This window comes from Pantoea sp. X-Soil-ISGK-259 (genome assembly GCF_059730705.1).
The window spans coordinates 3,689,129-3,713,794 of sequence record NZ_AP035986.1; the positions used below are offsets into that span (position 1 = coordinate 3,689,129).

The following is a 24,666-nucleotide window of genomic DNA, read 5'->3' on the forward strand; positions in this document are numbered from 1 at the left end:
GCGCGGCAATAACAGTGCCGCGCCGTTTTTTTATCCCGACACGCTGTTGCTGCCGTTGTTGTGGCTCAGCGCCATGCTTTCCACTAACGGCAACCAGGCACGAATACGCAAACCTCCGCGCTCGCTCTCGCCAATCTCCAGCGAGCCCTGATGAGCATCGATAATACGCTGTACAATCGCCAGACCGAGACCGGTACCGCTGGTGCTGCGGGCACTGTCGCCCCGCACAAACGGCTGGAACAGATGCGCCAGCTGATCCGGCTTGATGCCAGGGCCATCATCTTCTACCTGAAACCACGCTCGATGCAGTTCCCGTCCGCTGCTGACCTTGATCCAGCCATTGCCATATCGCGCGGCATTAACCACCAGGTTAGCCAGCGCCCGTTTAATCGACAGCGGGTTGATATCCAGCATAAGCTCTTCTGGCATCACTGCATTTTCGATTTCACGTTCATAGCCACTTTCAGCCGCCACCACTTCGCCCAGCACGCTGTTCAGGTCCGCGCGCTCGGTCTGCATCTCCTGACCAGTGCGCAGATAGTCGATGAACTGCTCAATGATGGCGTTGCACTCTTCGATATCTTTATTAATCGATTCGGCAAGATAGCCATCCTGCTCGCTCATCATCTCGGTGGCGAGGCGAATACGGGTCAGCGGCGTTCGCAAATCGTGGCTGACGCCCGCCATTAACAGCGTGCGGTCATCCGCCAGCTGCTTCACCCCCGCTGCCATCTGGTTAAAGGCACGGGTCACCGATCGCACTTCTGACGCGCCATACTCGCGCAGCGGCGGCGGAATAATCCCGCGCCCGACCTGCAGGGCGGCGTGCTCCAGATCCACCAGGGGTCGGTTCTGGATACGGATAAACAGCCAGGCACCGCCTATCGCCAGTAGCATAATCGCCAGGGTATAGCGGAACAGCGGGGAGAAGTCGCCCTGATGAATCTCAGTCAGCGGCACCCGCACCCAGATGTCGGGCGACAGCCAGGTTTTCAGCCAGACCACCGGCGAGTTTTTGTTAACCTCAACCCGGACATCGGTCGGACCGCCAAGCTGCTGTCCCATCTGCTCGCTCAGGAATTCATAATGCTGCGCCCAGCGCAATCCGCTCTCCTCTGCTGCTGCATTGGTGTAGAGCGAGATCCCCAGTTCGCGATAGATTTCCCGGCGAAACGCCGGTGGCACTTCCAGCTGCGTGCCATCCTCCAGCTGCAACCGGTCGGTCATCAGCATACGAACTTCGTAAGCGAGCACCTTATTGAACTGTTGCAGACTGGGAAGAATGGCGAAGTTCAGCACCACCAGATAGGTCGTTACCAGGCTGACGAACAGCAGGGTAACGATCAGCAGCAGGGTGCGGGCAAACGAACTCCGTGGCGAGAAGCGCAGTCGCTTCATGCTTTACTGCCGTCCGGCACAAAGACGTAGCCCAGACCCCAGACGGTCTGAATATAACGCGGATGCGCAGGATCCTCTTCCACCATACGGCGCAGGCGGGAGATCTGAACGTCAATCGAACGTTCCATGGCGCTGTATTCACGGCCACGCGCCAGGTTCATCAGCTTGTCGCGAGACAGCGGCTCACGCGGGTGGCTTACCAGTGCTTTCAGCACGGCAAACTCACCGCTGGTCAGCGGCATCGGCTCATCTTCACGGAACATCTCGCGAGTGCCGAGGTTCAGTTTGAATTTGCCAAAGGCAATAATCGCCTCTTCCTGCGAAGGTGCGCCTGGCAGTTCATTGGCCTGACGACGCAGTACCGCCCGGATACGCGCCAGCAGCTCACGCGGGTTAAACGGTTTGGGAATATAGTCGTCAGCGCCGATCTCCAGCCCCACGATACGATCCACTTCTTCACCCTTAGCCGTCACCATAATGATCGGCATCGGGTTGCTCTGGCTGCGCAGACGACGGCAGATAGAGAGGCCATCTTCACCTGGCAACATCAGGTCGAGCACCATCAGATGGAAGGATTCACGGGTTAACAGGCGATCCATCTGCTCGGCATTAGCGACACTGCGCACCTGAAAGCCCTGCTCGGTGAGATAGCGTTCAAGCAGTGCACGCAGACGCATATCGTCATCGACGACCAGAATTTTGTAGTTCTCTTGCATTTTCAACTCCCAAAGGCGCTATTGCCTGAACCAACATTGTTAAAAAAAGATGCCTTATAGTGACAGTCATTATTGGTTTATATTCTAGCCAAAATTGTTACAAAGCATATTAAACAGGGGCTTATATTTGATTTAAGGCGTTTCAGGGTCAGTTTTAGCGCTTTTAACCCCGCCCGACAGCCGATACGGCAAATCTGAAAAAACGGCCTTGTTTCTTTGAATCGCTGGCGTTGGAAGCGTGCCAGCTTTTAATCAATGTATTAATTCAGTGAGTTAGCAGATAATTTGACTTAATGATCAGCCATCACTGTGAATATGCTCCAGATAATCTACCTCAACCGCTGTCAGGGAGCATAATATTCCAGCAACCCCGCATAATGCCCGACGCTCCTCTCGGATTAGTTTCAGTCGTGCCATCAGCAAGGCCAGTTGTAATTAAAGTCCTTTAAATCAATCAGTAAAGCCAACTTTTCGCCTTCCCCGTTTTAAACCAGACTGCTCAGGCAACATTCGATGTCTCAACGGGGATTACATACAATGAAAAAAACAATTTTACTGCTGAGCGCGCTGGCATTAGGCAGCGTCAGCCCAGGTTATGCAGCCACTGCAACCGGTGAAGCGGCCGGCGCAGCAGCGACAACAACAGCACAAGGTAACTCTAACGCCATCGGTGTTGGCGCAGTCGCAGCCCTGCTGGGCGTAGCACTGGCCACCATGGGCGGCGGCGGCGGTGACGGTCACAGCACCGGCACATCGACCACCACGGCGACCCACGCCGGAAAATAAGTTTACGCACGCTTTTTCGCCGGCTTCAGATGACTGGCTCTATTTCAATCACAGCACCAACCCTTTCGCCGCCGGGGAAATCAACGTGGGTTTTTAACCTTTAAAAACCCTTTCCCCGACTCTTTTTTGCCGCGCCCTCTTTGCCTTACACTGTCGCTCTTTAGATCTCTCTGGCCGGTATAGCATGAAAACCCGACTCATTACCCGCGAAGGCTTCGACAAACTGAAAGCGGAACTCGACTATTTATGGCGTGAAGAGCGACCGGAAGTGACAAAGAAAGTCACCTGGGCTGCCAGCCTTGGCGATCGCAGTGAAAATGCAGACTACCAGTACAACAAAAAACGGCTGCGTGAAATTGATCGCCGCGTACGCTATCTGACCAAAAGCCTTGAGCAGCTGCGAATCGTTGATTACTCACCCCAGCAGGATGGCAAAGTATTCTTTGGTGCCTGGGTGGAAATTGAAAACGATGAGGGCGACCTCAAACGCTTCCGCATTGTGGGCTACGACGAGATTTTTGGCCGCAAAGATTACATTTCCATCGACTCACCTATGGCGCGGGCGCTGCTGAAAAAAGAGGTCGGTGATGCCGCCACTGTTGAGACACCCGTGGGTCCGGCGCTGTGGTATGTCAACGCCATTGACTACCCGCAATAACGATTCAGATTATCGCTGAAAGCCGCCCGCTTCTCTGGCAATTTTAACCATCAATCCGTATAACTGTCGGCTATTTCTCAACCCGGAAAGCAAGACAGTCCTGATGATGAAAGTTCTGAGCCAGATAATTGCCAGTGAGCTACAGGCGCGACCAGAGCAGGTTGACGCCGCCGTTCGCCTGTTAGATGAAGGGAATACCGTGCCGTTTATCGCACGCTATCGTAAAGAGGTAACCGGCGGGCTGGATGACACCCAACTGCGTCAGCTGGAAACCCGTCTCAGCTATCTGCGCGAACTTGAAGATCGACGCCAGTCGATTCTGAAGTCGATTGACGATCAGGGAAAACTCACTGACGACCTCGCCCGCGCCATCAACACCACCCTCAGCAAAACCGAGCTTGAAGACCTCTACCTGCCCTACAAACAGAAACGCCGGACGCGTGGACAGATCGCTATTGAAGCCGGTCTGGAACCGCTGGCGGACACGCTCTGGCAGGAGCCCTCTCACATCCCTGAGCAACTTGCTGAACAGTATGTCGATGCGGACAAAGGCGTTGCTGACGTCCGTGCCGCGCTGGATGGTGCCCGCTATATTCTGATGGAGCGTTTCGCCGAGGATGCCGCGCTGCTGGCCAAAGTGCGTAACTATCTGTGGAAAAATGCCCATCTGGTGTCACGTGTGGTGGAAGGCAAAGAGGAAGCGGGCGCGAAGTTCCGTGACTACTTTGACCACCACGAAGCGCTGAGCAGTGTGCCATCACACCGTGCGCTGGCGATGCTGCGTGGCCGTAACGAAGGCGTACTGCAACTGTCGCTGAATGCTGACCCGCAGTTTGATGAAGCACCACGTGAAAGCCACGGCGAAACGCTGATCGCTGAACACCTGAATCTGCGCCTGAACAACGCGCCAGCCGACAGCTGGCGTAAAGCGGTGGTGAGCTGGACGTGGCGCATCAAGGTGATGCTGCATCTGGAAACGGAGTTGATGGGTACAGTGCGCGAACGCGCAGAAGATGAAGCCATTAACGTCTTTGCCCGCAACCTGCACGATTTGCTGATGGCGGCGCCGGCGGGCATGCGCGCCACTATGGGACTGGATCCCGGCCTGCGCACCGGCGTTAAAGTCGCGGTGGTCGATGCCACCGGTAAAGTCGTGGCGACCGATACCGTCTATCCGCACACCGGCCAGACCGCCAAAGCCGCCGCTGCCGTCGCCGCGCTCTGCATTAAGCATCAGGTTGAGCTGGTGGCGATTGGCAACGGAACCGCCTCACGTGAAACCGAGCGCTTCTTCCTGGATCTGCAGCAGCAGTTCCCGCAGGTGACGGCGCAGAAAGTGATTGTCAGTGAAGCCGGCGCCTCCGTTTACTCGGCCTCTGAACTGGCGGCGCTGGAGTTCCCGGATCTCGATGTTTCACTACGTGGCGCGGTGTCTATCGCACGACGTCTGCAGGATCCGCTGGCTGAGCTGGTGAAAATCGACCCGAAATCCATCGGTGTCGGTCAGTACCAGCATGACGTCAGTCAGAGCCAGCTGGCGAAGAAACTCGACGCCGTGGTAGAGGATTGCGTGAACGCCGTCGGCGTTGACCTCAACACCGCCTCGGTGCCGCTGCTGACCCGCGTCGCGGGCCTGACGCGCATGATGGCGCAGAACATTGTCGGCTGGCGTGACGAGAATGGCCGCTTCCAGAACCGCCAGCAGTTGCTGAAAGTGAGTCGTCTTGGGCCAAAAGCCTTTGAACAGTGTGCGGGCTTCCTGCGCATCAACCACGGTGATAACCCGCTGGATGCCTCAACGGTTCACCCGGAAGCGTATCCGGTCGTCGAACGTATTCTGGCCGCCACCGAGCAGGCCCTCAGCGATCTGATGGGTAATGCTGGCAGCCTGCGTAACCTCAGCCCGCGCGATTTTATTGATGAGCGTTTTGGTCTGCCGACCGTTACCGACATCATGAAAGAGCTGGAGAAACCGGGTCGCGATCCGCGTCCTGAGTTTAAGACTGCGAAGTTTGCGGAAGGCGTTGAAACACTGAACGATCTGACGCCGGGCATGATCCTTGAAGGTGCCGTCACCAACGTCACTAACTTCGGTGCGTTTGTGGATATCGGCGTGCATCAGGATGGCCTGGTGCATATCTCGTCGCTTTCTGATCGCTTCGTGGAAGATCCCCATCAGGTGGTGAAAGCCGGCGATATCGTCAAAGTGAAAGTGATGGAAGTCGATCTCCAGCGTAAACGTATCGCCCTCACCATGCGTCTTGATGAGCAGCCAGGCGAAGGCAATGCACGGGGTGGCGCGAAGAATGCCGCGCCGCGCGAAGAGAAACGTCCGGCTGCAGGTAAAGGCCGTCCGCGTCCAGCCAGCGCATCCGCAGGCAACAGTGCAATGGGTGATGCACTGGCTGCGGCATTCGGTAAAAAACGCTAAGCTTTTCAGGGGGCCACATCAGGCCCCCTCTTCACACGCTTTCCCCCGGTTGAAAATCCCCATCATCGCGCTACGCTAAAAAGAAGCCTGTCATAAAAACAACACCTGCTGTGGCACCCAATTCACGATGGAAACGATCACCGATCTGATTGATAAGATTTATGCTGGCACATTTCCGGAGGCGACCTTAGCGCGCCTTAAGGCTGACATTGCCACAGCCCGCGAGGCGATTAAGCTGCCGCGCAAGGCCCACTGGGATGAGCAGGATGTGGTGCTCATCACCTACGCCGACCAGTTTCGTGAAACCGATAAACCCACGCTCAACACCTTTTCCCGTTTCTATCAGCAGCACCTGCAATCCACCTTTCCGTTGGTTCACCTGCTACCTTTTTTCCCCTGGTCGTCCGACGACGGATTTTCGGTGATTAATTACCACGAGGTCGATCCGGTGTGCGGCGACTGGCAGGATATTTCGCGTTTGCATCAGGAAACCCGCCTGATGTTCGACTTCGTCTGCAACCATATGTCGGCAAAAAGCGCCTGGTTCAGCCACTTTCTGGCGCAGGATCCCGGCTGGGACGATTTCTTTATCAGCATGCCACCTGCCACGGATCTCAGCGCCGTGACGCGCCCACGTACCTCGCCGCTGCTGACACCGTTTAAGATGGCGGATGGTGATACCCGCTTCATCTGGACCACCTTCAGTGCCGACCAGATTGATCTTAACTTTGCCAATCCTGAGGTATTGTTGCGCATGGTCAACGTGTTGCTCGACTACCTGGTCCGTGGCGCCGACTATGTGCGCCTTGATGCGGTCGGCTATATGTGGAAAACGCCAGGCACGCGCTGTATTCATCTGGAAAAGACCCATCAACTGGTAAAGCTGTTCCGCGCGATTGCCAACCATGTCGCGCCAGGTACGGTGATTATTACCGAGACTAACGTGCCGCATCAGGACAACATCAGCTACCTGGGCAACGGGCACGATGAAGCGCAGATGGTTTATCAGTTTTCGCTGCCGCCACTGGTGCTGCATGCCATTCACACCGGCTCGGCGCGCGCGTTGCGGCAGTGGGCCAGCTCACTGGATCTCAGTAGTAATGACACCACTTTCTTCAACTTCCTGGCGTCACACGATGGTATCGGGCTGAATCCGGCGCGCGGCATCCTGTCTGAAGTGGAGATTGTGTCGCTGGTGCGCGACCTGGCGCTGGAGGGCGCGCTGGTCTCCTATAAAAATAACCCTGACGGTAGCACCAGCCCCTATGAAATTAATGTCACGTTTCTGGATGCGCTGAACCGTGAAGCGGATGATGATGCCACGCGGCTGAAACGCTTCCTGCTGGCCCATGCGATTCTGCTGGTCTTTCCTGGCGTGCCGGCCATCTATGTCCAGAGCATTCTGGGCGGTCGTAACCATTATGATGGCGTGCGGGCCGCCGGACATAACCGGGCGATTAACCGTCAGAAGTATGATTTACAGCAGATTGAAGCGGCCCTGGTGGGTGGTGACTGGCTGCGTCAGCAGATTTATACCCGACTCAGCCAGTTGATCCAGCTGCGTCGTCGTCAGCCCGCATTCCATCCCGATAATCCGATGACGATCTACGACAGCGAAAACGCCCTGCTGGTGCTCAGCCGTCATCAGCCAGAAAGCGGCGGCGGATTGCTATGCGTGTTTAATCTGAGTGGCCGGTCAGTGGAAACGCGATTGCCGGTGGCGCATACGTTGCAGGATGTGGTGAGCGGAGAGAAGATTGATGGCACCCAGCCGGTTAAGCTGGATGCCTGGCAGTTCATGTGGCTGCGTTAATTACTTGTAGACTTCAGCCGTTGCACTGAATTTACCGTGTTCGCGACCGGCGATCACCAGGTAGTATTTCCCGCCTTTTTCGTCAGCGAGCTTAGACAGTACTTTTTTAGCATCCATTGGCGAGGTGGTTTCCGCTGTGGTGTTAACGGTGCCAATTTTCTGCAGGTTCATTGTCTTAACTTCTTCTTTGGTGACTTCCTTCGCTGCCATCGCAGAAAATGAAATCGCGCCCATCATCATTGAAGCCACAACCCATTTAAAAACCTTCATTATGTTTACCCTCATTCATGATCCATTGTGAGATGTAAGCAGCCGCTAAACGCGTAAGGCAGTATGGAACGGCATAGTCATTTCCGTGACTAATCACATAAAATTGCAGCGGCCTTGCTCACAAAGAGAAGTATTGATGCTGTTAACGATTTTTGCCAACCCGTAGCACGACTATCCCTCTAAACTGCTGATAAAATTAATAATGTGCTGACAAAACATCTCTGGATGAGAAATAAAAGGTGCATGTGCTGCTTTTTCGATAATCACAGAGGGCGAGGCTGGCAACATTTCATCAATCTCAGCAGCAATCCGACGCGGCACCAGACCATCCAATGCCCCGTAGAGTCGCAAAAACGGCAATGTGATCTGCGGTAACGCGTCGCGCAGGTCGACCTGACGCAGAATGTCGAGCCCGCCATCCAGCACCGCCACCGCCGGCACGGGTTGTGACAGTACCACCTCTTTCAGCTGTCGCGCATCGGCACGCGCCGTTTCGGTGCCCAGCGTCTGCAGCGCCAGAAAGCGCTCCACCGTGCGCTGAAAATCATTACTGAGCATCTGCTGAAAGTTCTGCAGCGTTTCCGGTTTAATGCCGGGCCAGTGCTCTGTGGCGGTGAAACAGGGTGATGATGCAACGGTAATCAGGGCGTCCAGCTTTTCTGGCGCGGTCAGCGCAAGCTGCGTCGCGACCAGTCCGCCCAGCGACCAGCCCACCACAATGGCCTGCGGTGGCAGGAAAGGCATTATCTGCTCAGCCATCTGCTCCAGTGTCAGCGCGTCAACGTTCTGGCTGCGACCATAACCGGGCAGGTCGACCAGATGCAGACGGTAATGCGCGCTGAGTCGCGGAATAATGCTTTGCCAGACTTCGGCATTCAGTCCCCATCCGTGCAGCAGCACAAGATCGCGTTTTCCTTCTCCGCAGGTGTGCCAGTAGAGCGACGTCATCAGTTACTATCCCGAAAATGATAAGGAGGTCGCTATGCTAGCAATGCCCGCCCTGTGTTGGCTATGCCGGATGCCGTTACGGATAGCCCGGCACGGTATTTGCAGCTTATGTTTACGCAAATTACCGCCATTACCGCGGCTCTGCCCACGCTGTGGGTTACCGGCAGGATCAGAAAAGGTCGCCTGTGGCCGCTGCCAGCTTAAACCGCCCGCCTGGCAGGCGCTGGTCTGCGTTAATGACTATTGTCTGCCGTTCAGCCAGTGGGTTAATCAGCTTAAATTTTCTCACATAACCGCACTCAGGGTGATGCTGGCGCGGCTGATTTTGCTAAGCTGGCTTAATGTTTACCGACGCGGTGATGTGCCGCGTCCTGATCTGCTGCTGCCGGTTCCGCTGCACCAGCGACGACGCTGGCAGCGCGGCTTCAACCAGACTGTCCTGCTGGCCGCACCGCTGGCGCACTGGCTGGGATGTGAATGGCGTGAAGGGCTTTCCCGCACGCGCAGAGGCGCATTACAGCATCAGCTCAGCGCCCGCCAGCGCCGCACTAACTTACGCGGTGCTTTCCGCCTTGAAATGGCGGTGCAGGGACGCCATATCGCTTTGCTGGATGACGTCATTACCACCGGCAGTACCGTAGATGAAATCAGTCGTCTTTTACTGGCGCAGGGTGCTGCCAGCGTGCAGGTCTGGTGTCTGTGCCGTACCTTGTAGCGCGTCATTGATGGGCGTATTATAACCAACTAAATTAGTCAACTATTGAGCAATCGACATGATCCGAATTACTGACTCTGCCCAGGAACATTTTTCTAAACTGCTATCCAAACAAGAAGATGGCACCCAGATTCGCGTATTCGTGATTAACCCGGGTACGCCAACAGCCGAGTGTGGCGTCTCTTACTGTCCGCCCGATGCTGTTGAAGCCACCGATACTGAACTGAAGTTCGAGAAGCTCTCAGCGTATGTTGATGAACTGAGCAAACCTTATCTGGAAGAAGCGGAAATCGACTTCGTGACTGACAATCTGGGTTCTCAGCTGACGCTGAAAGCGCCGAATGCCAAGATGCGCAAAGTCTCTGATGATGCGCCAATGGTTGAGCGTGTTGAGTACCTGCTGCAGGCGCAGATCAACCCACAGCTCGCTGGCCACGGCGGTCGCGTATCGCTGATGGAGATCACCGAAGATGGCTACGCCATTCTGCAGTTTGGCGGCGGCTGTAACGGCTGTTCGATGATCGACGTGACCCTGAAAGATGGTATCGAGAAAGAGCTGCTGGCTGCCTTCCCGGAACTGAAAGGCGTGCGGGATATTACCGAGCATCAGCGTGGCGAACACTCGTTCTACTGATGATAAAGCGCGGCAACCTGACTGCCGCGCTATTTTTATTGCCCTTTCTGTCCTGACTGACGCTGCTCACTGACCACCTTCAGCAGCGTATTCACCTCCTTGTCCGCAAAGATCGCCTCCAGCGTTTTGCTCAGCTTGCGTCGCCAGTTAGGGTACTGATCTACCGTGCCCGGCACGTTGACCGGCGTGGTCATACCGAGCCAGTCCTCAGGCTGCAGGCCAAGCAGCGCACTGTCGGTATCCGCCAGGAAGCGATGGATGGCCCGGTTCAGCGCAGGTGTCATGTTCAGCTTCTCCGCCTTCTTCTGACTGCGGGCCGGTAAGGCACCTGCCTGATGCAGCGCATCCAGCAGCGCCTGTTTCTGCGCGGCACGCTGTTGATGCAGCGCTTTCACTGCATCGCCCGGATAAAGGCCCAGCTTCTCACCCAGATCCAGGTCGCCCTGCTCCCAGAAACCGGTCAGCGTCGGCAGATCATGGGTACTGGCGCTGGCGATAGACTGGCGTGGATAGTCCTGCGGCGCGCGATAACGCTGATCTTTCTCCTGCTCAAACCAGAGCACCTTCCATGAAAAGACACCGCTTTTACGCAGCAGGCTGATAATTTCCTGAGGCACGGTGCCCAGGTCTTCACCAATCACCATGCAGCGCAGCCGGTGGCTCTCCAGCGCCAGGATGCCCAGCAGGTCATTGACCGGATAGGCGACATAGGCGCCTTTATCCGCCGTCTCTCCGGCGGGTACCCACCACAGACGCAGTAGAGACATCACATGGTCGATACGCAATGCCCCGCAGTCGCGCATGTTGGCGCGCAGCATGTCGATGAACGGCTGATAGCCCCGCGCCTGCATCACATGCGGGTCCATCGGCGGCAAGCCCCAGTTTTGTCCCAGCGGACCCAGACGATCGGGTGGCGCGCCCACTGAGGCTTTAAGGCGATAAAGCTCCGGGTCGTGCCAGGTTTCCGCACTGCCCTCTGCTACGCCCACCGCCAGATCACGATAAAGCCCCACACTCATGCCCAGCGCCTGACTGTGCGTCCAGCAGGCCGAGAACTGCTGCTGTGCCAGCCATTGTAGCCACTGCCAGAACGCGATCTCCTCTTCATGCTGCTCACACCACTGCTGCACCTCGGGCAACTGGCTGTTACGCCACGCTTCCGGCCACGCAGGCCAGCCGCCCTGCTGCGTCTTGTCCGCCTGCCGCTCCAGCTGGATACCGTCGTAGGCCGCCTGATAACGCAGGCTGTCGCCGCCTTGACGTACAAAAGCTGCCCAGGATTGATGCTCTTCGCTCTGGTGATCACGCGCCTGGAAATGGGCCCAGGCGTGCCGCAGCGCAGTGAGCTTAAGCGCCATCACGGCCTCGTAGTCTACCCACTCTGCCTCTCGCGCTTTGGTCAGCGCCTTCTGGGTTTTGGCACTTTTCCACCACTTCTGTGCTGCCGCGCTTTGCTGAAAATCGGCGACCTGACTGACGTCGATATAAATCACATTCAGCCAGCGGCGGGATGACGGACTGTATGGACTGGCGAAACCGGCGCTGGCGGGATAGAGCGCATGCAGCGGATTCAGCCCGACAAAATCGCCGCCGCGCTCAGCCAGTTGCACCAGCAGCTGGTCAAGGTCGCCGAAGTCGCCAATGCCCCAGTTCTGTTCAGATCGCACCGTGTAGAGCTGCACCAGCGCGCCCCAGCGTTTCTCTCCGGCCTCCAGCGCTGGTGGCAGATAGCAGCGGCGCGGCGCGACAATAATCCGCGTCTGCCAGCGCTTCTTTCCTTTAGTGAGCGTGAGCTGGTGATAACCCTGTGTCAGCGGCCCCGGCAGCGAAAAAGGCTCTCCGGCGGTTAACTCGCCACTGAACTGCTTGCCCTTTTCGGTCTGCAACTGCCAGCTGTAGACGCCGCTGCCCTGTGGCGTTAATTGCCGTTTGCCACTGCCGCTGAACACCGCGACCGGCGGCAGCGGTGATTTTTTGGCATCCTGCGGATCGTCCATTACCGCCAGCAGCGCGCGTTTGGTCTCATCGCTGATCGCCGCTTTCTCGCCGTTAACGTTGATGTAATCCAGTGAAATTCCCGCGGCACGGGCGGCCTGATCGAGTGCATTTTGCTTCATTGCTGCTCCTTAGCGCGGTGCCTGCCAGATACGTTGCTGATAGTCACGAATGGAACGGTCCGAACTGAACATGCCGGTTCGGGCCGTATTGAGGATAGCGGCGCGGGTCCAGCCTTCCGGGTCACGCCACAGGGCTTCCACCCGTTGCTGTGCCTCGACATAGGCCTGAAAATCAGCCAGCACCAGCCAGGGATCGCCATTTTTGGTCAGGCTCTCCAGCATCAGGTCAAACGCATGTTTATCCCCGCCGCTGAATTTGCCTTTCTCCAGCGATTTCAGTAAATCGTCCAGCGGCTTGTTATGCTTACGCACCTTTTTCGGGTTGTAGCCTTTCGCTTTGAGCGCCTTCACCTCATCCACGGTGTGACCGAAGATAAAGATATTCTCCTCACCCACCTGTTCAGCAATTTCGACATTCGCACCATCCAGCGTGCCAATGGTCAGCGCGCCATTCAGCGCCAGCTTCATGTTGCCAGTGCCGGAGGCTTCATAACCGGCTGTAGAGATCTGCTCGGAGAGATCGGCCGCCGGGATCATCAGTTCAGCCACGGTGATGCGGTAGTCCGGGATAAACACCACTTTGAGCCTGTCACCCACCCGCGGGTCGTTGTTCACCACCTCCGCAACCTTGTTAATGGCGTAGATAATATTTTTTGCCAGGTAGTAACCCGGCGCGGCTTTGGCCCCGAACAGGAACACCCGCGGCGTGAAGGTGACATCTTCCGGGTTGTTCAGAAGCTTCTGATAGCAGTAGAGGATATGCAGCAGGCTGAGGTGCTGGCGCTTGTACTCATGCAGACGTTTGATCTGCACATCGAACAGCGCCGCCGGGTTCACGATGATGCCGGTATGGCGGGCGATATACTCTGTGAGCTGCGCTTTGTTCTGCTGTTTGATGCTGCGATAGCGCTGACGAAACGCCTGATCGTCGGCATACGGCTCCAGACCGGTTAACGCATCAAGGTTATTGGCCCACTCCGTTTTCAGCGTCTCATCAATCAGTGCCGCCAGCGCCGGATTACACTGCTTCAGCCAGCGACGCGGCGTAATGCCGTTGGTGACGTTGTGGAATTTTTGCGGCCAGAGCTGGTGATATTCCGGGAAGAGATCGCTGACCACCAGACGGGAGTGCAGTGCCGCCACGCCGTTGACCGCAAAGCCACTTACCACGCAGAGATTGGCCATGCGCACCTGTCCGTCCGCCACCACCGCCAGCTTGTGCCACATCGCTTTGTCATCCGGCCAGTGCTGTTTCACCTGCTTTTTCAGCCGCTGATTAATCTCTTTGATAATCAGCATATGGCGCGGCAGCAGGCTGCGCATCAGCTTCTCATCCCAGCGCTCCAGCGCCTCGGGCATCAGCGTGTGGTTGGTGTAAGCGAACAAACGGCTGGTGATATGCCACGCCTCATCCCAGCTTAGCTGATGTTCATCCAGCAGCACACGCAGCATCTCCGGGATAGCAATGGTCGGATGGGTATCGTTGAGCTGGATCACCTCGAAGTCTGGCAGACTGTGAATGCTGCGGCCCGCCAGATGGTGACGGCGCAGGATGTCGGCTACGGCGCAGGCACACTGAAAATATTGCTGCATCAAACGCAGCCGCTTGCCGGCCTGATGGTTGTCATTGGGATAGAGCACTTTGGTGAGTTTTGCCGCCTCAATACCAGGCTGCTCCGCCTGAAGGAAATTGCCGTCGTTAAAGGCCGTCAGGTCAAACGGGTGCGCACTCACGGCCTGCCACAGGCGCAGCGGCAGTGTCACGCCGTTGCGGTAGCCGGTCACCGGCAAATCCCAGGCCTCACCACGCAGCGTAAAATCGGGAAGCCAGCGTACACCGCCATCCTCACGCTTTTCCACCCGGCCGCCCATCGCAACGTCCACATCCAGCGCCGCATTGTGACGAAACCACGGATAGCGTTCACGCTGCCAGTCATCGGGCGCTTCAATCTGCTTACCCTCCTCGAAAGACTGGCGGAACAGGCCATACTGATAATTCAGCCCGTGGCCGGTAGCGGACTGCCCCACCGTTGCCATCGAATCCATATAGCAGGCGGCGAGTCGCCCCAGCCCGCCGTTGCCGAGTGCCGGGTCGATCTCCTGCTCCAGCAATTCGGTTAAATCAAGTTGCTGCTCAGCCAGCGCCGCTTTGACCTCGTCATACCAGCCGAGATTCAGCAGATTGTTGCCGGTCAGACGACCAATGAGAAACTCCATCGACAGGTAATTTACGTGACGCTGCTGCTTAGCCGGACGCGGTGCCGGCTGGGTATCGAGCAGTTCTGCCAGTGCCGCACTGACCGCCTGCCACGCCTGGTGCGAGGTCATCTGTTGGGCGGAATGGAGACTCAACTGTTGCCACTGTCGGGTCAGAGCAGCGGTAAAACGGGCTTTATTAAATTTTTGCTGCGGCATATCACTCCCTTCTGTTACGCAATGAGGTGAAGCAAAACAAAAATAGAAAGCGCACGGGCTGGCAACCGGGTGCCAGCAACCGTTAAGTTAAGACGTGAGTGGGGGAAAAAGCGACAACAATCAAAGAAAAACGCCAGCCGGGTGGCTGGCGTCGCAGGAATCAGCAGAGTTCGAGGTGAACCTCATGCTGCTCAATCACTTTCATGACGCTGGCTGGCGGCATTTTATCGGTGTAGAGATAATCCAGCAGACTCATGTTGCCAAGGTTAACCATGGCATTTCGGCCAAATTTCGAATGATCCACCACCAGCATCGCGCAGCGTGAATTTTCTATAATCGCGCGTTTGGTGCGGACTTCGTGATAGTCGAACTCCAGCAGCGACCCATCCATGTCGATGCCGCTGATCCCCAGGATGCCGTAATCGAGCCGGAACTGAGAAATAAAGTCGAGCGTCGCTTCCCCCATCACGGCGCCATCGCGGGTGCGCACTTCACCGCCCGCGATAATCACCCGGAAATCGGGTTTGCCCATTAACAGCATCGCGACGTTAAGGTTATTGGTCACCACACGTAAATTGCTGTGGTTGAGCAGCGCATGCGCCACCGCTTCCGGCGTGGTGCCAATATCAATAAACAGCGTAGCGCCATCCGGGATCTGGCTGGCAACACGCTGCGCAATCCGCGCTTTTTCCGCTGACCACATCATTTTGCGATCGTGCCAGGCGGTATTCTCAGAGCTGGAAGGTAGCGCCGCGCCGCCGTGGTGGCGCTGAATTTTGTTTTGATCGGCCAAATCGTTGAGGTCGCGACGAATGGTCTGCGGGCTGACCTCAAAATGATCTACCAGCTCCTCAGTACTGACATATCCCTGACGACGGACTAAATCGATAATCGCGTCATGACGTTGCGTCTGCTTCACGTTCCTCTCCTGTTAACCCGCTAAACCTGTCTATCGACGCGTGACGTTACGCGTATCGACCAGCGCCATCGCCAGCCCCACCACCAGACCAGCAACGTGCGCCGCGTTGGCAATCGCCAGACCAAAGACGCCGAACCAGCCAATCACCAGCCAGACCACCGCAAAACCGATCAATCCCCGTTCAAGATAGACGCCGCTGTCGGGATCGCGCTCACCGCGTAGCCAGCAGTAACCCATCAGGGCATAGACCACGCCCGACAGACCACCAAACCAGATGCCACTGAACTTCGCCTGCAGCCAGCCGCTGAGCAGCGCCGAAATCAGCATAATTACAAACAGTTTGCCGCTGCCCAGACGCTTTTCAACCGCGCCGCCGAGATACCACCACCACATCAGATTAAACAGGATGTGCAGCAGTGAAAAGTGCAGCAGCGCATGACTGAACCAGCGCCAGACCTGAAGATGCTGGTCGGCATCCGGCCAGGAGAGCCACGCCATCACGGCCTGATCGCCCATGACCTGCATCAGAATAAAGACCGCGATGCAGAGCACCATCAGGGTCATGGTCAGCGGACCGGCACGCTCGCGGATGTTCGCCCAGATATTGCTGCGCTCATAGCGCAAACCGCTGTCAGTCTTGCCGCTGTGCCAGCTGGCGGCCTGATAGCGCGGATGGTTAGGGTCGTGCAGAAACTGCTGAAGTTCGTTTTCGACCACTGCAATCTTGCTCTCATCATCCAGCATGATGACGTAGTGATTTTCATGCTCGATACGCAACGTGATGCCCTGCGTCGCCATGTAGTCAACAAACGCCTGCGCCATGCGCGGCTGATTAAATTGGGTAATGCGCATCATTAACTCTCCATGTGACGAGCAGCAAGCTATTCACTGCCAGAGGCAACCTGCTGAGGGAAGGCGGCACGCCAGGCATCAAAGCCGCCATCAATGCTGTACGCCGCGCTGAAGCCCTGTCCCAGAAGATACTGCGCCGCACTTTTGCTGCTATTACCGTGATAGCACATCACCAGCACGGGCAGGCTTTGATCCGCGCCACTGACAAACTCGCTGAGGTTGGCGTTGGTCAGATGCAGCGCGCCCGCCGCATGGCCAAGGGCATAACTTTGCGGATCACGGATATCCACCAGCAGCGCACCCTGCGCCAGACGCGCCTGCGCCTGCTGCACATCAATACATTCAAACGTTTCCATGGGATCTCTCATAACAGCATCACAATAGCGCGTAGTGTAACCCGATAATCCGCGCCGATAACCTGACAATCGTTACGGCTATCTGTTTTTTTGGTGGGCAGAATGTTAGCTATATCACGCAAAAATGTTTTTACCGGGTTAAAGACTGGCGTAAATGTTGGTTTGCGATTATGATTATGCTCGAAAACGAACATAAGAGAACTATTCCGAACATCGGAGGAGATGACGTGGAAACCAAAGACCTGATCGTGATCGGCGGCGGCATCAACGGTGCCGGCATTGCAGCAGACGCTGCAGGACGCGGACTGTCGGTGTTAATGCTGGAGGCGCGGGATTTGGCTTGCGCGACCTCTTCAGCCAGCTCAAAACTGATTCATGGCGGCTTGCGCTACCTTGAACACTACGAATTCCGCCTGGTCAGTGAAGCACTGGCCGAGCGCGAAGTCCTGCTGAAAATGGCGCCGCACCTGGCGTTTCCGATGCGCTTCCGCTTGCCGCACCGTCCGCATCTGCGTCCGGCGTGGATGATTCGTACCGGCCTGTTCATGTATGACCATCTTGGCAAGCGTACCAGCCTGCCAGGCAGCAAAAGTTTGCGATTTGGCGCGGATTCGGCCCTGAAGCCAGAAATCACGCGCGGATTCGAATACTCCGACTGCTGGGTAGATGATGCCCGCATGGTCGTTCTGAATGCGCAGGAAGTGGTTAAGCATGGTGGCGAAGTGCGTACCCGTACTCGTGTCACCCGCGCCTGGCGTGAAGGTGGCCTGTGGATGGTCGAAGCCGAAGATGTTGATACCGGCAAAACCTTTACCTGGCAGGCAAAAGGTCTGGTCAACGCGGCAGGCCCGTGGGTCAAACAGCTGTTCGACGACAGCCTGAAGCTGAAATCGCCTTACGGTATCCGCCTGATTAAAGGCAGCCATATTGTGGTGCCGCGCGTCCATACCGAGAAACAGGCTTATATCCTGCAGAACGAAGATAACCGCATCGTGTTTGTCATTCCCTGGATGGATGAGTTCTCAATCATCGGCACCACCGATGTGGAATACAAAGGCGATCCGAAAAGCGTCCATATCGACGACAGCGAGACCGAGTACCTGCTGAAAGTGTTCAACGGACACTTTAAAAAGCAGCTGACCGCCGACGATATCGTCTGGTCTTACTCGGGTGTCCGTCCGCTGTGCGATGACGAGTCTGATTCGCCGCAGGCGATCACTCGCGATTACACGCTGGATGTGCGCGATGATAACGGTCAGGCACCGCTGCTTTCCGTGTTTGGTGGCAAGCTGACCACTTATCGCAAGCTGGCAGAACATGCGCTGGAGAAACTGGCGAAGTACTATCCGAAAGCCGGCCCAGCCTGGACCAAAAACTGCGTGTTGCCGGGCGGTAATATCAACGGCACCAGCGATGATTATGCGGTCAGCCTGCGTCGTCGTTATCCGTTCATCACCGAAAACATGGCGCGCCACTTCTCACGCACTTACGGCAGCAGCACTGAAACCCTGCTGGCGGGTGCGAAAAGTCTGGACGATCTGGGTGAGAACTTCGGTCACGACTTCTATGAGGCGGAGTTACGCTACCTGGTGCAGCATGAATGGGTACGTGAGCTTGACGATGCTATCTGGCGTCGTACCAAACAGGGTATGTGGCTGACCAAAGAGCAGCAGGCCCGGGTGGCAGAGTGGCTGGCGGCCAAAGCCAAACCGGCACTGTCCCTGGCGTCATAAGCGAGCAATACAACAACAGAAAGCAGGCTTCGGCCTGCTTTTTTATTGGCTGCTTATTCGGTTAATATTCAGGCCAGCCGCATCCTCACACCTCATCAGAAGAAACGCCTGTCATCGAGCAAACCGGTATGACTGGCTTTGTTCATCATGAATACCGATTCAGGCTTTTGCCCCCCTGCAACCTTTTCTTCATGCTTCCCCGCGTAAACTCAACGCATCCTGACTGCGTATCCCCCTTTTCGCCATTGTTACCTTAAATCTAACGTTCCGTTTTTTTGCTTAATTGAACACCGTTTTAAGAAAGCTCAGACTTCCCTCAGCATAAACGTCAACAGAGCGATTCAAATCCGGAGGTTGAAATGAACACAGGCCAAACGCCTGCCCGGGAGTGGAACACACGCCGCAGTGAAAAAGCGCGTCGTCTGGCCTCCTTTCCCCTTGATGGCAAAGTTATTCCTGCTGAAAGAGCCGTTGAAGCATTTGAACAGTTAATCGCACCAGGCGACCGCGTGGTACTGGAAGGGAATAACCAGAAGCAGGCTGACTTTTTATCCCGCACCCTGGCGGCGGTGAATCCGGCGAAAATTCACGACCTGCATATGATTATGCCCAGCGTCGGCCGCAGCGAACATCTCGATATTTTTGAAAAAGGCATTGCCCGCAAACTCGACTTCTCCTTCTCCGGTCCGCAGAGCCTGCGCATGTCTCAGCTGTTGCAGGATGGTCAGCTGGAAATCGGCGCGATTCACACCTATATCGAACTCTATTCCCGTCTCTACGTTGACCTCAGTCCGAATGTGGCGCTGATTGCCGGCTATAAAGCCGACCGCAAAGGCAACCTTTATACCGGCCCGAGTACCGAAGATACCCCGGCGCTGGTGGAAGCCGCCGCATTTCGTGACGGTATCGTGATAGCCCAGGTCAACGAACTGGTCGATGACGAAACCGACCTGCCGCGCGTCGATATTCCTGGCTCCTGGATTGACTACATCGTGGTGGCAGATAAACCGTTCTTTATCGAACCGCTGTTTACCCGCGATCCGCGCCTGATTAAGCAGGAGCATATCCTGATGGCGATGATGGCGATTAAAGGCATCTACGCCGAGCATCAGGTGCAGTCGCTTAACCACGGTATCGGTTTTAACACCGCCGCGATCGAACTGCTGCTGCCCACCTACGGCGAACAGCTTGGTCTGAAAGGCAAAATCTGTAAGCACTGGGCGCTGAACCCGCATCCGACGCTGATCCCGGCCATCGAGAGCGGCTGGGTGGAGAGCGTGCACTGTTTCGGCGGCGAGCTGGGGATGGAAGAGTATATCCGCGCCCGTCCCGACATCTTCTTTACCGGCAGCGACGGTTCAATGCGCTCTAACCGTGCGTTCTGTCAGCTGGCAGGTCAGTACGCGGTCGATATGTTTATCGGTGCCACCCTGCAGGTTGATGGCCTGGCCAACTCCTCTACCGTCACCCGTGGTCGTCTTTCCGGCTTCGGTGGCGCGCCAAACATGGGTCACGATCCCCATGGCCGCCGCCACGCAACACCCGCCTGGCTGAATATGATCACCGAGCCAGACCCGATGCAGCGCGGTAAAAAACTGGTGGTGCAGATGGTCGAGACCTTCCAGGCCGGTGCAAAACCAACCTTCGTTGAAACCCTCGATGCGGTTGAGGTGGCGAAATCCTCCGGTATGCCACTGGCGCCGGTGATGATCTACGGCGATGACGTGACGCACGTGCTGACCGAGGAAGGTATCGCCTATCTCTATCGGGCAGAAAGCCTTGAGGAACGTCGCGCCATGGTCGCCGCAGTCGCCGGAATTACCGATATCGGTCTGGGTGTGGATGCAGCACGCGTCGCTGCCCTGCGTAAAAGCGGCAAAGTGGTTTACCCGGAGGATATGGGTATTCGTCGCTCCGATGCCACCCGCTCACTGCTTGCCGCTGGCAGCGTCGCTGACCTGGTTGAATGGTCAGATGGCCTGTACAACCCGCCTGCTAAATTCCGGAGCTGGTAATGAAACTCCTGTCACAGACTCATGCCGAGGCGCAGGCCAGTCATCTGGCGACGATTGCGCGCGATTGCCTGATTGATGAAGCACGCCTGAGCCCCAAGCCGGGTCTGGTAGACAGTCGGGGAAACGGCGCACATCGGGATCTGACGCTGGCGCTGATGGAGCGTTCTGCCCACAGCCTGATGCCCACCTTTCTGGCGCTGGCCCGTCACAGCTGGCTTCGTCCCGCCGACATCGCCCTGCGCGAAACAGTCGGTCGGCTCGGCCGCGATGGCGAACAGCAGATGATGGCAGCAACCGGCGGCGTGAACACCCATCGGGGCGCGATCTGGGCGCTGGGATTGCTGGTCAGTGCCGCTGCCATGCAGGGTGGCACAGCCACGGCTGACACGCTGGCCCGCACCGCTGCCGCGCTGGCGAGCCTGCCCGACAGCCACGCCCCCAGAGTGTTCAGCAAAGGGTTAAAAGCGACGCACCGCTATCAGGTACCCGGCGCACGCGAAGAGGCGCAACAGGCATTTCCTCACGTGATGAAGCTGGCGCTGCCGCAGTTGCTGATCAGCCGTGCGGTGGGTGCCAGTGAGAGCGAAGCCCGGCTGGATGCGCTGATGGCAATCATGACTTCACTCAACGATACCTGCGTGCTGTCACGTGCAGGCATGACCGGACTCGACGCCATGCAACAGGGCGCACGCGCCGTGCTGCTGGCAGGCGGCTGCCGTACAGCGGCGGGTCAGAGGGCGCTTCAGCAGCTTGACCGCCGGATGCTGGCGCTCAACGCCTCGCCGGGCGGAGCCGCCGATTTGCTGGCCGCAACGCTGTTTATCGATCGGGTCTGTTCGCCTGAACATTCTTATTTTTAGAGGCCATTATGGAACACATCACATTATCTCTACCTGCTAACCGCCTGCTCAGTGGCAGAGCGCTGGCCGGGGTCGTTGGTTCCGGTGATATGGAAGTGCTGTACACCGCAACTGAAGGCCAGACACTGAACGTCAATATCACCACCTCACTGGATAACAGCGACGCCCGCTGGAAAGCGCTGTTTGACCGCCTGAACTTAATCAACGGCCTGCCCGCCGGAGAGATGATTATCCACGATTTCGGTGCGACACCGGGCGTAGCGCGTATTCGTATTGAACAGGTTTTTGAGGAGGTGAGTCATGCGTAACGATGCCAGTTTTATTGAATTACGAGCCCGCGAACGTGCGCATGCGCTGCTGGATGCGGGCAGCTACCGCGAACTGCTGGATCCTTTTGAGGGCATCATGTCGCCCTGGCTGGCTCCGCAGGGCGTGGTGCCCCAATCCGATGATGGCATGGTCGTGGCACGCGGCACGCTGAACGGTCAGTCTGCGGTGGTGATCGCCATCGAAGGCACCTTCCAGGGCGGCAGCATGGGTGAAGTCTCCGGGGCGAAAATGGCGGCGGCGCTGGAGCTGGCGGCAGAAGACAATCGCAACGGCATCCCGACACAGGCGGTGCTCTGCCTTGAGACCGGTGGCGTGAGGTTACAGGAAGCGAACCTGGGGCTGGCAGCGATTGCCGATATTCATGCGGCGATTGTCGACCTGCGTCGCTACACCCCGGTGATCGGCATCGTCAGCGGCACCGTTGGCTGCTTCGGCGGGATGTCTATCGCCGCCGCGCTCTGCAGCTATCTGATTGTGACCCGTGAAGCCCGTCTGGGCCTGAACGGCCCGCAGGTGATTGAGCAGGAAGCGGGAATGGAAGAGTACGACTCTCGCGATCGTCCGTTTATCTGGAGCATGACCGGCGGCGAAATCCGCTACGCCAGTGGCCTGGTCGATGCGCTGGTGAATGACGGTATCAATGCCGTGAAAACCGCGATGCATGATTTTATTGCCAGGGGCGTTCCGGCGCAGAACCGCAGTGATAAGTATGACGACTTCCTGTCACGTCTGACGCAGTTCGATACCCGCCAGCAGGCGGACACCGCGCAGATTAAACAGCTTTTCGCCCGGGAGGAGAAATAATGACGCAGACAAGCAGCCGTGGTGCAACCTGGCTGGAAAAACTTGCACCTGATGCACAGCGCCTGAGCGGTCTGTGCGCCTCTGTTCAGGTGGCTGACGGCCAGCTTAATGGCGAAGATGTCCGCTTTATCGCCGTCGTGCCCGATGCCCAAAACCACTATCCGCGCGCCGCGCAGGGCGAAGTGGGTCTGCTGGAAGGCTGGACGCTGGCGAAAGTGGTGAATGAAACGCGGGAAGCTGACAAAAACAGCGCTGTGAAACGTCCGATTGTGGCGGTGATCGACGTCCCCAGTCAGGCCTACGGTCGCCGCGAAGAGGCGTTTGGCATTCACCAGGCGCTGGCAGGTGCAGCAGGCGCCTATGCGAATGCGCGCCTTGACGGTCATCCGGTGATTGGTCTGATTGTGGGTAAAGCAATGTCCGGTGCGTTCCTGGCACACGGATATCAGGCCAACCGCCTGATTGCGCTCAACGATCAGGGCGTGCTGGTCCATGCCATGGGCAAAGCGTCAGCGGCGCGCATCACACTGCGTTCGTTAGAGGCGCTGGAGAAACTGGCCGCCACCATTCCCCCAATGGCATATGACGTGAATAACTTCGCCACGCTGGGTCTGCTCTCTGATCTGCTGAACGTTGCCAATCCTGATACGCCGTCTGACGCCGATGTGGCGATGGTTGAGATTGCATTACAGAAGGCGATCAGTGACGCGCGTCAGGATCCTACCCTGAAAAACCGCCTTGGCGCCTCTAATCGTCAAAGCTCCTCCCTGGTTCGCGAACGTATGCGCGCGACCTGGTAATGACATAAAAAAAACCAACCTGCCGAAACCGGTCTGACGGGGCGCATAGCGACGTGCGCCCCGGAGCAGTGGCCGTGTTCAGAATTATAAACATCGCTGTTTTTAAAGAATTTTTCTCTTAATTACAGGTGATTTATGATTTACATAATTGTTCATGCCCTTGCTCCAATTTTTATCATTATGCTGTTAGGTTTCTGGGCCGGTAAGGCCGGAATGGTCAATAACAGAGATGTCTCCCTGCTCAATATTTTCGTGATGGATTTTGCGCTGCCCGCTGCGCTGTTCAGTGCCACCGTTCAGACACCCTGGTCGGGTATCGTGGCGCAGTCGCCATTGATTGTCGTCTTAACCGGGGCGATGTGGATAACCTATGTGGCGCTCTATTTCCTGGCGACCCGCCTGTTTAAAAAGTCGCCTCAGGATGCTGCGGTATTAACGCTGACTGTCGCCCTGCCCAATTACGCCGCGCTGGGGCTGCCGATTCTGGGCAGCGTACTGGGAGAAGGTTCATCAACCTCACTTTCTGTTGCGGTTTCAATTGCCTGCGGCTCGGTGCTGATGACACCCTTCTGTCTGCTGATTCTGGAACGGGAAAAAGCGCGCATTGCCGGTGAGAATGTGGGTTCGACAGTGACCATGCTGCCGGTGCTGATGTGGCGCTCGCTCAAAAAGCCGATCGTTCTTGGCCCGCTGCTGGGTGTGGTGTTGTCGGCGCTGGGCTTCAGAATGCCGGAGCTGGTCATCTCAGCGATTAAGCCGCTGGGGCTGGCAGCCACCGCCGCCGCGCTGTTCCTGACCGGCGTGATCCTCTCCGCACGTCAGCTGAAACTCAACGCCATCGTCGGCGTCGGGACGGTTGCCAAACTGCTGATTCAGCCCTTTATCGCCTGGGGTCTGGTGCTTGCGCTGGGACTTCACGGGTCAGTGGCAATCACCGCTATTCTGATGATAGCGCTGTCAGCCGGTTTCTTTGGCGTGGTGTTCGGCAACCGCTTTGGCGTGCAGTCACCCGATGCTGAGGCCGTGCTGCTGCTAAGCTCAATTCTGTGTATTTTATCTTTACCGTTGTTCATTACGCTGACATCAGGAATGTAAT

At 56.9% G+C, this 24,666-nt stretch carries 22 protein-coding genes; 13 read left to right on the top strand and 9 right to left on the bottom strand.

Features of this window, described 5'->3' with window-relative positions; genetic code table 11:
- Positions 1 to 30: 30 nt before the first annotated feature.
- Both envZ and ompR read right to left on the bottom strand, forming a co-directional pair.
- Positions 31 to 1,398: a two-component system sensor histidine kinase EnvZ gene (gene envZ / locus AC6I77_RS17630; RefSeq protein ID WP_003853013.1), complete on the bottom strand. Its 1,368-nt coding sequence runs from the start codon at positions 1,396 to 1,398 to the stop codon at positions 31 to 33.
- Entirely contained in the window at positions 1,395 to 2,114 is a 720-nt protein-coding gene (ompR, locus tag AC6I77_RS17635) for an osmolarity response regulator transcription factor OmpR (RefSeq protein WP_003853014.1), read from the bottom strand. The genes envZ and ompR overlap by 4 nt, the downstream gene beginning before the upstream one ends.
- Positions 2,115 to 2,651: 537 nt before the next feature.
- Between ompR and yjbE the strand changes: the two genes are divergently transcribed.
- The 4 genes from yjbE (at position 2,652) to AC6I77_RS17655 (ending at position 7,802) form a co-directional block, all read left to right on the top strand.
- Positions 2,652 to 2,900 (top strand): exopolysaccharide production protein YjbE, encoded by a 249-nt coding sequence (gene yjbE, locus AC6I77_RS17640; RefSeq protein WP_003853015.1) that lies wholly within the window; start codon positions 2,652 to 2,654, stop codon positions 2,898 to 2,900.
- Positions 2,901 to 3,084: 184 nt separating this feature from the next.
- The gene (gene greB, locus AC6I77_RS17645; RefSeq protein WP_003853016.1) at positions 3,085 to 3,558 is read left to right on the top strand and encodes a transcription elongation factor GreB; all 474 of its coding nucleotides are present in this window, start codon (positions 3,085 to 3,087) and stop codon (positions 3,556 to 3,558) included.
- A gap of 103 nt (positions 3,559 to 3,661) precedes the next feature.
- Complete coding sequence (locus AC6I77_RS17650; RefSeq protein WP_497817173.1) at positions 3,662 to 5,989, top strand: Tex family protein; 2,328 nt, start codon at positions 3,662 to 3,664, stop codon at positions 5,987 to 5,989.
- 127 nt (positions 5,990 to 6,116) lie between these two features.
- The gene (locus tag AC6I77_RS17655) at positions 6,117 to 7,802 is read left to right on the top strand and encodes an alpha-amylase family glycosyl hydrolase (RefSeq protein ID WP_003853018.1); all 1,686 of its coding nucleotides are present in this window, start codon (positions 6,117 to 6,119) and stop codon (positions 7,800 to 7,802) included.
- Here AC6I77_RS17655 and AC6I77_RS17660 read toward each other — a convergent pair whose 3' ends face one another.
- Together AC6I77_RS17660 and bioH are read right to left on the bottom strand one after the other, a co-directional pair.
- The gene (locus AC6I77_RS17660; RefSeq protein ID WP_003853019.1) at positions 7,803 to 8,072 is read right to left on the bottom strand and encodes a YdgH/BhsA/McbA-like domain containing protein; all 270 of its coding nucleotides are present in this window, start codon (positions 8,070 to 8,072) and stop codon (positions 7,803 to 7,805) included.
- 171 nt (positions 8,073 to 8,243) lie between these two features.
- A complete protein-coding gene (gene bioH, locus AC6I77_RS17665) occupies positions 8,244 to 9,020 on the bottom strand; it encodes a pimeloyl-ACP methyl ester esterase BioH (protein ID WP_039660828.1) in 777 nt (258 codons plus the stop codon).
- A gap of 34 nt (positions 9,021 to 9,054) precedes the next feature.
- Between bioH and gntX the strand changes: the two genes are divergently transcribed.
- Positions 9,055 to 9,735: a DNA utilization protein GntX gene (gene gntX / locus AC6I77_RS17670; protein ID WP_003853023.1), complete on the top strand. Its 681-nt coding sequence runs from the start codon at positions 9,055 to 9,057 to the stop codon at positions 9,733 to 9,735.
- 58 nt (positions 9,736 to 9,793) lie between these two features.
- Positions 9,794 to 10,369 carry a Fe-S biogenesis protein NfuA gene (gene nfuA, locus AC6I77_RS17675; RefSeq protein WP_419140396.1) on the top strand — a complete coding sequence of 192 codons (576 nt, stop codon included), beginning with the start codon at positions 9,794 to 9,796 and terminating at the stop codon, positions 10,367 to 10,369.
- 35 nt (positions 10,370 to 10,404) lie between these two features.
- Here the strand turns inward: nfuA and malQ are convergent, their stop codons facing one another.
- From malQ to glpE, 5 genes are all read right to left on the bottom strand, one after another.
- Positions 10,405 to 12,486: a 4-alpha-glucanotransferase gene (gene malQ / locus AC6I77_RS17680; protein WP_497817174.1), complete on the bottom strand. Its 2,082-nt coding sequence runs from the start codon at positions 12,484 to 12,486 to the stop codon at positions 10,405 to 10,407.
- Between the two features lie 9 nt (positions 12,487 to 12,495).
- The gene (malP, locus tag AC6I77_RS17685; RefSeq protein WP_497817175.1) at positions 12,496 to 14,901 is read right to left on the bottom strand and encodes a maltodextrin phosphorylase; all 2,406 of its coding nucleotides are present in this window, start codon (positions 14,899 to 14,901) and stop codon (positions 12,496 to 12,498) included.
- A gap of 160 nt (positions 14,902 to 15,061) precedes the next feature.
- Positions 15,062 to 15,820 carry a DeoR/GlpR family transcriptional regulator gene (locus AC6I77_RS17690; RefSeq protein ID WP_003853028.1) on the bottom strand — a complete coding sequence of 253 codons (759 nt, stop codon included), beginning with the start codon at positions 15,818 to 15,820 and terminating at the stop codon, positions 15,062 to 15,064.
- 30 nt (positions 15,821 to 15,850) lie between these two features.
- Positions 15,851 to 16,672, bottom strand: coding sequence for a rhomboid family intramembrane serine protease GlpG (gene glpG, locus AC6I77_RS17695; RefSeq protein WP_033743324.1), 822 nt, complete (start codon positions 16,670 to 16,672; stop codon positions 15,851 to 15,853).
- Between the two features lie 29 nt (positions 16,673 to 16,701).
- Positions 16,702 to 17,028, bottom strand: a complete 327-nt coding sequence (gene glpE / locus AC6I77_RS17700; RefSeq protein WP_003853030.1) for a thiosulfate sulfurtransferase GlpE — start codon at positions 17,026 to 17,028, stop codon at positions 16,702 to 16,704.
- A gap of 227 nt (positions 17,029 to 17,255) precedes the next feature.
- On the opposite strand from glpE, the gene glpD reads away from it, so the two are divergent.
- The 7 genes from glpD (at position 17,256) to AC6I77_RS17735 (ending at position 24,665) form a co-directional block, all read left to right on the top strand.
- Positions 17,256 to 18,761 (top strand): glycerol-3-phosphate dehydrogenase, encoded by a 1,506-nt coding sequence (gene glpD, locus AC6I77_RS17705; RefSeq protein WP_003853033.1) that lies wholly within the window; start codon positions 17,256 to 17,258, stop codon positions 18,759 to 18,761.
- 359 nt (positions 18,762 to 19,120) lie between these two features.
- Positions 19,121 to 20,776 (top strand): malonate decarboxylase subunit alpha, encoded by a 1,656-nt coding sequence (gene mdcA, locus AC6I77_RS17710; protein WP_003853034.1) that lies wholly within the window; start codon positions 19,121 to 19,123, stop codon positions 20,774 to 20,776.
- Positions 20,776 to 21,636, top strand: a complete 861-nt coding sequence (locus AC6I77_RS17715; RefSeq protein ID WP_438476563.1) for a triphosphoribosyl-dephospho-CoA synthase — start codon at positions 20,776 to 20,778, stop codon at positions 21,634 to 21,636. The genes mdcA and AC6I77_RS17715 overlap by 1 nt, the downstream gene beginning before the upstream one ends.
- A gap of 8 nt (positions 21,637 to 21,644) precedes the next feature.
- The gene (gene mdcC / locus AC6I77_RS17720) at positions 21,645 to 21,944 is read left to right on the top strand and encodes a malonate decarboxylase acyl carrier protein (RefSeq protein ID WP_008926277.1); all 300 of its coding nucleotides are present in this window, start codon (positions 21,645 to 21,647) and stop codon (positions 21,942 to 21,944) included.
- Positions 21,937 to 22,770, top strand: a complete 834-nt coding sequence (locus tag AC6I77_RS17725) for a biotin-independent malonate decarboxylase subunit beta (protein ID WP_497817176.1) — start codon at positions 21,937 to 21,939, stop codon at positions 22,768 to 22,770. Before mdcC ends, AC6I77_RS17725 begins: the two co-directional genes overlap by 8 nt.
- On the top strand, positions 22,770 to 23,570 hold the full coding sequence (gene mdcE, locus AC6I77_RS17730; RefSeq protein ID WP_039660833.1) for a biotin-independent malonate decarboxylase subunit gamma: 801 nt from the start codon (positions 22,770 to 22,772) through the stop codon (positions 23,568 to 23,570). Before AC6I77_RS17725 ends, mdcE begins: the two co-directional genes overlap by 1 nt.
- Before the next feature lie 135 nt (positions 23,571 to 23,705).
- Complete coding sequence (locus AC6I77_RS17735; protein ID WP_039660834.1) at positions 23,706 to 24,665, top strand: AEC family transporter; 960 nt, start codon at positions 23,706 to 23,708, stop codon at positions 24,663 to 24,665.
- Position 24,666: the final 1 nt, after the last annotated feature.

Coding starts and splice junctions, on each gene's coding strand:
- envZ (WP_003853013.1), bottom strand. CDS start 1,398: ATGAAGCGACTGCGCTTCTCGCCACGGAGTTCGTTTGCCCGCACCCTG.
- ompR (WP_003853014.1), bottom strand. CDS start 2,114: ATGCAAGAGAACTACAAAATTCTGGTCGTCGATGACGATATGCGTCTG.
- yjbE (WP_003853015.1), top strand. CDS start 2,652: ATGAAAAAAACAATTTTACTGCTGAGCGCGCTGGCATTAGGCAGCGTC.
- greB (WP_003853016.1), top strand. CDS start 3,085: ATGAAAACCCGACTCATTACCCGCGAAGGCTTCGACAAACTGAAAGCG.
- AC6I77_RS17650 (WP_497817173.1), top strand. CDS start 3,662: ATGATGAAAGTTCTGAGCCAGATAATTGCCAGTGAGCTACAGGCGCGA.
- AC6I77_RS17655 (WP_003853018.1), top strand. CDS start 6,117: ATGGAAACGATCACCGATCTGATTGATAAGATTTATGCTGGCACATTT.
- AC6I77_RS17660 (WP_003853019.1), bottom strand. CDS start 8,072: ATGAAGGTTTTTAAATGGGTTGTGGCTTCAATGATGATGGGCGCGATT.
- bioH (WP_039660828.1), bottom strand. CDS start 9,020: ATGACGTCGCTCTACTGGCACACCTGCGGAGAAGGAAAACGCGATCTT.
- gntX (WP_003853023.1), top strand. CDS start 9,055: ATGCTAGCAATGCCCGCCCTGTGTTGGCTATGCCGGATGCCGTTACGG.
- nfuA (WP_419140396.1), top strand. CDS start 9,794: ATGATCCGAATTACTGACTCTGCCCAGGAACATTTTTCTAAACTGCTA.
- malQ (WP_497817174.1), bottom strand. CDS start 12,486: ATGAAGCAAAATGCACTCGATCAGGCCGCCCGTGCCGCGGGAATTTCA.
- malP (WP_497817175.1), bottom strand. CDS start 14,901: ATGCCGCAGCAAAAATTTAATAAAGCCCGTTTTACCGCTGCTCTGACC.
- glpG (WP_033743324.1), bottom strand. CDS start 16,672: ATGCGCATTACCCAATTTAATCAGCCGCGCATGGCGCAGGCGTTTGTT.
- glpE (WP_003853030.1), bottom strand. CDS start 17,028: ATGGAAACGTTTGAATGTATTGATGTGCAGCAGGCGCAGGCGCGTCTG.
- mdcA (WP_003853034.1), top strand. CDS start 19,121: ATGAACACAGGCCAAACGCCTGCCCGGGAGTGGAACACACGCCGCAGT.
- AC6I77_RS17715 (WP_438476563.1), top strand. CDS start 20,776: ATGAAACTCCTGTCACAGACTCATGCCGAGGCGCAGGCCAGTCATCTG.
- mdcC (WP_008926277.1), top strand. CDS start 21,645: ATGGAACACATCACATTATCTCTACCTGCTAACCGCCTGCTCAGTGGC.
- AC6I77_RS17725 (WP_497817176.1), top strand. CDS start 21,937: ATGCGTAACGATGCCAGTTTTATTGAATTACGAGCCCGCGAACGTGCG.
- mdcE (WP_039660833.1), top strand. CDS start 22,770: ATGACGCAGACAAGCAGCCGTGGTGCAACCTGGCTGGAAAAACTTGCA.
- AC6I77_RS17735 (WP_039660834.1), top strand. CDS start 23,706: ATGATTTACATAATTGTTCATGCCCTTGCTCCAATTTTTATCATTATG.